At 62.0% G+C, this 5,169-nt stretch carries 6 protein-coding genes; 3 read left to right on the forward strand and 3 right to left on the reverse strand.

Translation table 11 applies throughout. The annotated features are described in order from the left end of the window. Positions 1-56: 56 nt before the first annotated feature. On the reverse strand, positions 57-1,019 hold the full coding sequence (locus J4E53_RS29600) for a diguanylate cyclase (protein ID WP_060741965.1): 963 nt from the start codon (positions 1,017-1,019) through the stop codon (positions 57-59). 137 nt (positions 1,020-1,156) lie between these two features. Here J4E53_RS29600 and J4E53_RS29605 point away from each other — a divergent pair, with 137 nt between their 5' ends. Next, on the forward strand, positions 1,157-1,981 hold the full coding sequence (locus J4E53_RS29605) for an AraC family transcriptional regulator (RefSeq protein WP_103308056.1): 825 nt from the start codon (positions 1,157-1,159) through the stop codon (positions 1,979-1,981). Positions 1,982-2,036: 55 nt separating this feature from the next. Here J4E53_RS29605 and J4E53_RS29610 read toward each other — a convergent pair whose 3' ends face one another. Both J4E53_RS29610 and J4E53_RS29615 read right to left on the reverse strand, forming a co-directional pair. Then, the gene (locus J4E53_RS29610; RefSeq protein WP_103308057.1) at positions 2,037-2,624 is read right to left on the reverse strand and encodes a LysE family translocator; all 588 of its coding nucleotides are present in this window, start codon (positions 2,622-2,624) and stop codon (positions 2,037-2,039) included. Between the two features lie 176 nt (positions 2,625-2,800). Further along, positions 2,801-3,277, reverse strand: coding sequence for a hypothetical protein (locus J4E53_RS29615; protein ID WP_177431675.1), 477 nt, complete (start codon positions 3,275-3,277; stop codon positions 2,801-2,803). Positions 3,278-3,423: 146 nt separating this feature from the next. Between J4E53_RS29615 and J4E53_RS29620 the strand changes: the two genes are divergently transcribed. Both J4E53_RS29620 and J4E53_RS29625 read left to right on the forward strand, forming a co-directional pair. Continuing rightward, positions 3,424-4,506, forward strand: coding sequence for a bifunctional transcriptional activator/DNA repair enzyme AdaA (locus J4E53_RS29620; RefSeq protein WP_103308059.1), 1,083 nt, complete (start codon positions 3,424-3,426; stop codon positions 4,504-4,506). Between the two features lie 23 nt (positions 4,507-4,529). Further along, on the forward strand, positions 4,530-5,147 hold the full coding sequence (locus J4E53_RS29625) for a DNA-3-methyladenine glycosylase (RefSeq protein ID WP_060741960.1): 618 nt from the start codon (positions 4,530-4,532) through the stop codon (positions 5,145-5,147). Positions 5,148-5,169 lie beyond the last annotated feature (22 nt).

The raw sequence follows: 5,169 nt of genomic DNA on the forward strand, positions 1-5,169 counted from the left end.
CGTGGGAGCGAGCTTGCTCGCGATGGTGGTGGGTCAGCTTGCATCAATGCTGAATGTCAGCGGTGCAACGCCTGCTTCTGGGCATACATGGCCGCATCCGCGTCGGCCAACAGGTTGTCGATTGACGAATGCCGCTGGGCGTCGTACTCGATCTGGCCCACGCTGAAACGAATGTCATAGCCACGCTGCAACATCGCATTGCGCTCATCGAGGATTTCCTTGAGGCGCGCCATGATCGCCGAAGTCTCGACATAGGAAGAGCCGGTGAGCAGCGCCACGAACTCATCACCGCCCAGGCGACCGATCACATCACTTTCGCGAAAGGCGATACGCAGCACATCAGCGAAGGTTTTCAGCGCGCTGTCACCTTCGGCATGCCCATAGCGATCGTTGATCGGCTTGAAGTCGTTGAGGTCGAAGAACAGCAGCGTCGCCGGTCGCGACAAGCGATCACACACATTCAACGCATGCTGGGCCAAGGTCTTGAAGCCGCGCCGATTGGATAACAGCGTCAACTCGTCCATGCTCGCCATCTGCACCGCAACCATTTCCTGCTCGGCCATGCGCGCCAAGTCGCGCAGCAGTTCGCGCTCTTCGTCATTGAGCTGGCGCGGCTTGGTATCGAGCAGGCACAACGTGCCAAGCTTGCTGCCATCCTCCAACCCCAGCGGATGCCCGGCGTAGAAGCGAATGCCAGGCGTGTCCGTGACCAATGGATTGTCGTGAAACCGCTCGTCCTGCTCCGCGTCGCAGATTTCCAGGATCTGATCCTGCAAAATCGCATGCCCACAAAAGGAAACTTCCCGCGGGGTTTCGCTTGCATCCAGGCCGGCACTGGACTTGAACCACTGCCGGTTGGCGTCCACCAGGGACACCAGGGCGATGGGCACGTCAAACAGACGCCGGGCAAGGCGAGTCAGGCGGTCAAACCGCTCTTCGGGTGCGGTATCGAGTAGCTTGAGCGAATGCAGATTCTTGAGGCGAACGGCCTCGTTGTCCGGTTTACCTGGCGCAAGCATCGGGAACTCCATGGGCAGGGCTTCATGGAGTCTAGTTCAGGACCACTACCATTCAAACCGAACGGCCAAATCAATCAGGCATTTACCGGCCAGGGCTAATACACTGCTTCACAGGTTCAAGACGAGGACGCTGACCGATGAAGCACGCCCCCCATGACGCCGCCCCACGTTTCTGGCGCGACGCGGCCCTGCCCTTCATCGAAGCCCGGGCCATCGCCGATGGGCGCAAGGTCTGCTATTCGCGCCACTCCCATGACCATTTTTCCATCGGAGCGATCACCGCCGGGCGCAGCACCTATATTCATGAGCGGTCGAATTTCCAGGTGCAGAGCGGCACGGTGGTGCTGATGAACCCCGGCGATGTCCATGCGTGCAACCCGATCGACGATGAGCCGTGGTCGTATGTCATGCTGTACGTCGATACCCAGTGGCTCAGGGATTTGCAACGTCGTATCGGTTTCGATGAAACCCTGGACTTCCAGAGCTTTTCCACGACCCACAGCCGTGATGTCGAGCTGTTTGCCGCGCTGCAAGGGTTATATGAGCAACTGGTGGATGAGCGACTCGGCACCGACCGCAAGCGCAGCGCCGCCGAGGCGTTTTTCACTGACCTGCAACAACGGCTCAACCCTGCCGGCCGGCCGGACCGGGGCAGCCACCCGGGATTGATGCGGGCAGCGCAGTTTATTCATGATCATTGCACCGAAGCCTTGAGGCTCGAAGACATCTGCGCCGCCGCACAACTGTCGCCGTCCTACCTGAGCCGTGCCTTCAAGCGCCACTATGGGATGACGCCCCATGCTTTCCTGGTCAACCGCCGGATCCAGTTCGCCCGCCGCCAGTTACGCGAAGGCAAGCTGATCGCCGACGTGGCGCTGGACAGCGGGTTCGCCGACCAGGCGCATTTCCAGCGCGCTTTCAAGCAACACCTGGCGGCTACTCCGGGCCAGTATCGCGGTTGATGCGCCGCTCTGACTTAAATACATTCTGTGGCGAGGGAGCTTGCTCCCGCTCGACTCAAGGCAACACCAAATACACCGCGCTTGCCACCAACAACACCGCCATCGCCCGGTTGAACAGGCGCATGGTCGCCGAATTCCCCAGCCAAGTACGCAGAAAACTGCCGGCGTAGGCCCAGCAGCCCACCGAGACGTAGCAGATCACCAGATAAACCGCCGCAAACTGCCACACCAGCCGCGCCTCACCGTCGGCGACGAACGCCCCCATCCCCGCCACACAGGCCAGCCAGGCCTTGGGATTGAGCCATTGCATCAGCGCGCCGTAGAACATCGACGGGGCCCGGTCCTCGTCCTTGGCGCCCAGGTGCCCGTCGTCCGTCGCCAGTTTCCAGGCCATGAACAACAGGAACGCCACGCCGCCCAGTTGCACCACCCGTGTGAGCCCAGGCCAGCGTTGTAGCACTTCATGCAACCCGAGCCCCATCAACACCAATAACAAGACAAAACCCAGGGTCGCGCCGGCCACGTGGCGCAAGGTCGCTCGAAACCCGTACCGAGCCCCGGAACTGAGGGCCACAATGTTGACCGGCCCAGGCGTGATGGAGGCGACCAAGGCAAACGCCGCCATGGAAAGAATCAGACTCATCGCAAACCTTCTTCATATCTGTGAGGTGACGACCAAGGTAAATCGTCTGTTTCCACCGGTATTGAAGAAAACTGCCTCATGAGGGGATCCACGCTGAGCTCATCCATCGAAGCAAAACCTGCGTCCACAAAAAAAGCCGCGACGCCTGGATCAGGCATCGCGGCTTTTTTGCCGAATCAGCGGTCGTTCTTGATCGAAGAACTGGTCGCGTTGGTCAATCCCTTGGTGTTATGGGTACCCGGCGTCGCGGTGGAAATCGCCGACGCCTTGGTCAGGCCGCGCGTATCACGGTCCTTGGCGATGGTCGACGTCAGCGAAGCCTTGCTGGTGCGATCGGTGCGAGTGGTGCCGGTGTGCTTGCCACTCAAGCCATGATCGCGGGTGCGGGTGCCAGCATGGTCGCTGGCCAGTCCCTTGCCAAGGCCGCTGGAATCGCTGGACTTACCACTGCCCTGGCCGCCGCCGACACCACCCCCGTGGCCACCACCATTACCGCCGCCGTTTCCTCCGCCATTACCGCCGCCACCGCCGTTGCCACCGCCTGCGGCATAGCTGGAACCGATAGGCGACAGGTCGGCAGGCAGCAAGGCCGAAGCACCAAACGCCAGGGCGCAGACAGCAATGGCAATCAGGGATTTCTTATGTTTGGACATGATGTCTCCGAAAGACAAAAACAACGGTTGAACCTTTAAGACTCAGAGGTTCAAATTTTGTTCGTGAGCATCCGACCAACTGCTCGCAAAATTCACTGTCGATTTTCCGGTGGAGTCGTCCCGGGCACGGTTCTATGCTCTGCCCCATGAACCTACAAGACTCGCTGCTCCCGCCCCACGCCGAGATGGTCCGCGCCATGCTCGAACGAGACACCGCCTACGAGGGGGTGTTCTTCACTGCGGTCAAGACCACCGGCATCTTCTGTCGTCCCAGTTGCACCGCGCGCAAGCCGAAGCCGGAGAACGTGGAGTTCTTCGCCCATGCCGACGAAGCCATGTCGGCCGGCTACCGCGCCTGCCTGCGCTGCAAGCCGCTGGACGCCGCCGCCATCGCGCCGGACTGGATCCAGGCCCTGCTCAAAGCGGTGGACGCCGAACCCGACCTGCGCTGGACCGACGCCCTGCTGCTGGAACAAGGTATCGAACCGCTGAAACTGCGGCGCTGGTTCAAGCAACATTTCGGCATGACCTTTCACGCCTACCTGCGCACCCGCCGCTTGGGCATCGCCCTGGGCGGCATCAAGGACGGCACTTCCATCGACAATGCGGCGTTCGATTCCGGTTATGAGTCGTTGAGCGGTTTTCGGGACGCCTTCGTCAAATCCTTCCACATCACACCGGGCCGGGCCGCCCTCAGTGAACCCCTGCTGTTCACCCGCCTGACCACGCCACTGGGGCCGATGCTGGCCATGGCCGAGCGACGGGGCCTGGTGCTGCTGGAATTCCTCGACCGCCCGGCCCTGACCAAGGAGCTGGAAGAGCTGCAGCGACGTTACGGCTACACGGTCGCACCGGGGCACAACGCTCACCTGCAACAGATCGAAACCGAACTGGCCGACTATTTCGCTGGCAAGCTCACAACGTTCAATGTCCCGCTGCACATGCCCGGCAGCGCCTTCGCCGCGCGGGTCTGGGCCGAGTTGCAAAAAATCCCCTACGGCGAAACCCGCAGCTACGGCGGCATCGCCACGGCCCTGGGCAGCCCGGGTGCCAGCCGCGCCGTGGGCCTGGCCAACGGGCAGAATCGCCTGGCCATCGTCATTCCCTGCCACCGGGTGATCGGTGCGGATGGCTCGTTGACCGGTTATGGTGGCGGCCAGCCACGCAAGGCGTTTCTGTTGCGGCTGGAAAAAGCCGCGGTGCAGGTTTCACTGCCCCTGGCGTTTTGAGCGTCCCGGAGAACGAACACCTGATGCCTGTGCCCTACCACGATGCCAGTGCCTTCCTGGCCAACCTCGACGAAGACTGGCGACGGCATGTCGCGACGATCGGCCCTTGCCTGCTGCAACCCAAGCCGGCCCGCGATCCCTATGAAGCCCTGGTCCGGGCGATTGCCTACCAGCAACTGCACGCCAAGGCCGGCGATGCGATTCTGGGCCGATTGCTGGCGTTGTTCCCGGCGCAGACATTCCCCACACCCGTACAGATCCTGGCGACCGACGTTGCTCAATTGCGCGGTTGTGGATTTTCCGCCAGCAAGATCGCGACCATCCAGGGCATCGCCCAAGCGGCCCTGGACGGGGTGGTGCCGGATTACGCCACGGCGCGGGCGATGGAGGACGAAGCGTTGATCGAGCGCCTGATCAGCCTGCGTGGCGTCGGGCGCTGGACCGTGGAAATGCTGCTGATCTACAGCCTGGAGCGGCCGGACATCCTGCCGGCCGACGACTTTGGAGTGCGGGAAGGTTATCGGCGGATGAAGGGGCTGGAGCACCAACCCAGCCGCAAGCAGATGGTCGAGATCGGCCTGGCCTGGAGCCCTTATCGAACGGTGGCGGCGTGGTACTTGTGGCGGGTGCCCGGTCGTTAGACCGTGTCATCGTTCATCGCGA

The organism is Pseudomonas sp. FW305-28 (assembly GCF_017351395.1).
Classification (GTDB): domain Bacteria; phylum Pseudomonadota; class Gammaproteobacteria; order Pseudomonadales; family Pseudomonadaceae; genus Aquipseudomonas; species Aquipseudomonas fluorescens_AA.

What these genes read in the sequence shown, in the direction of transcription:
- J4E53_RS29600 (WP_060741965.1), bottom strand. Translation starts at nt 1,019, where the DNA reads ATGCTTGCGCCAGGTAAACCGGACAACGAGGCCGTTCGCCTCAAGAAT.
- J4E53_RS29605 (WP_103308056.1), top strand. Translation starts at nt 1,157, where the DNA reads ATGAAGCACGCCCCCCATGACGCCGCCCCACGTTTCTGGCGCGACGCG.
- J4E53_RS29610 (WP_103308057.1), bottom strand. Translation starts at nt 2,624, where the DNA reads ATGAGTCTGATTCTTTCCATGGCGGCGTTTGCCTTGGTCGCCTCCATC.
- J4E53_RS29615 (WP_177431675.1), bottom strand. Translation starts at nt 3,277, where the DNA reads ATGTCCAAACATAAGAAATCCCTGATTGCCATTGCTGTCTGCGCCCTG.
- J4E53_RS29620 (WP_103308059.1), top strand. Translation starts at nt 3,424, where the DNA reads ATGAACCTACAAGACTCGCTGCTCCCGCCCCACGCCGAGATGGTCCGC.
- J4E53_RS29625 (WP_060741960.1), top strand. Translation starts at nt 4,530, where the DNA reads ATGCCTGTGCCCTACCACGATGCCAGTGCCTTCCTGGCCAACCTCGAC.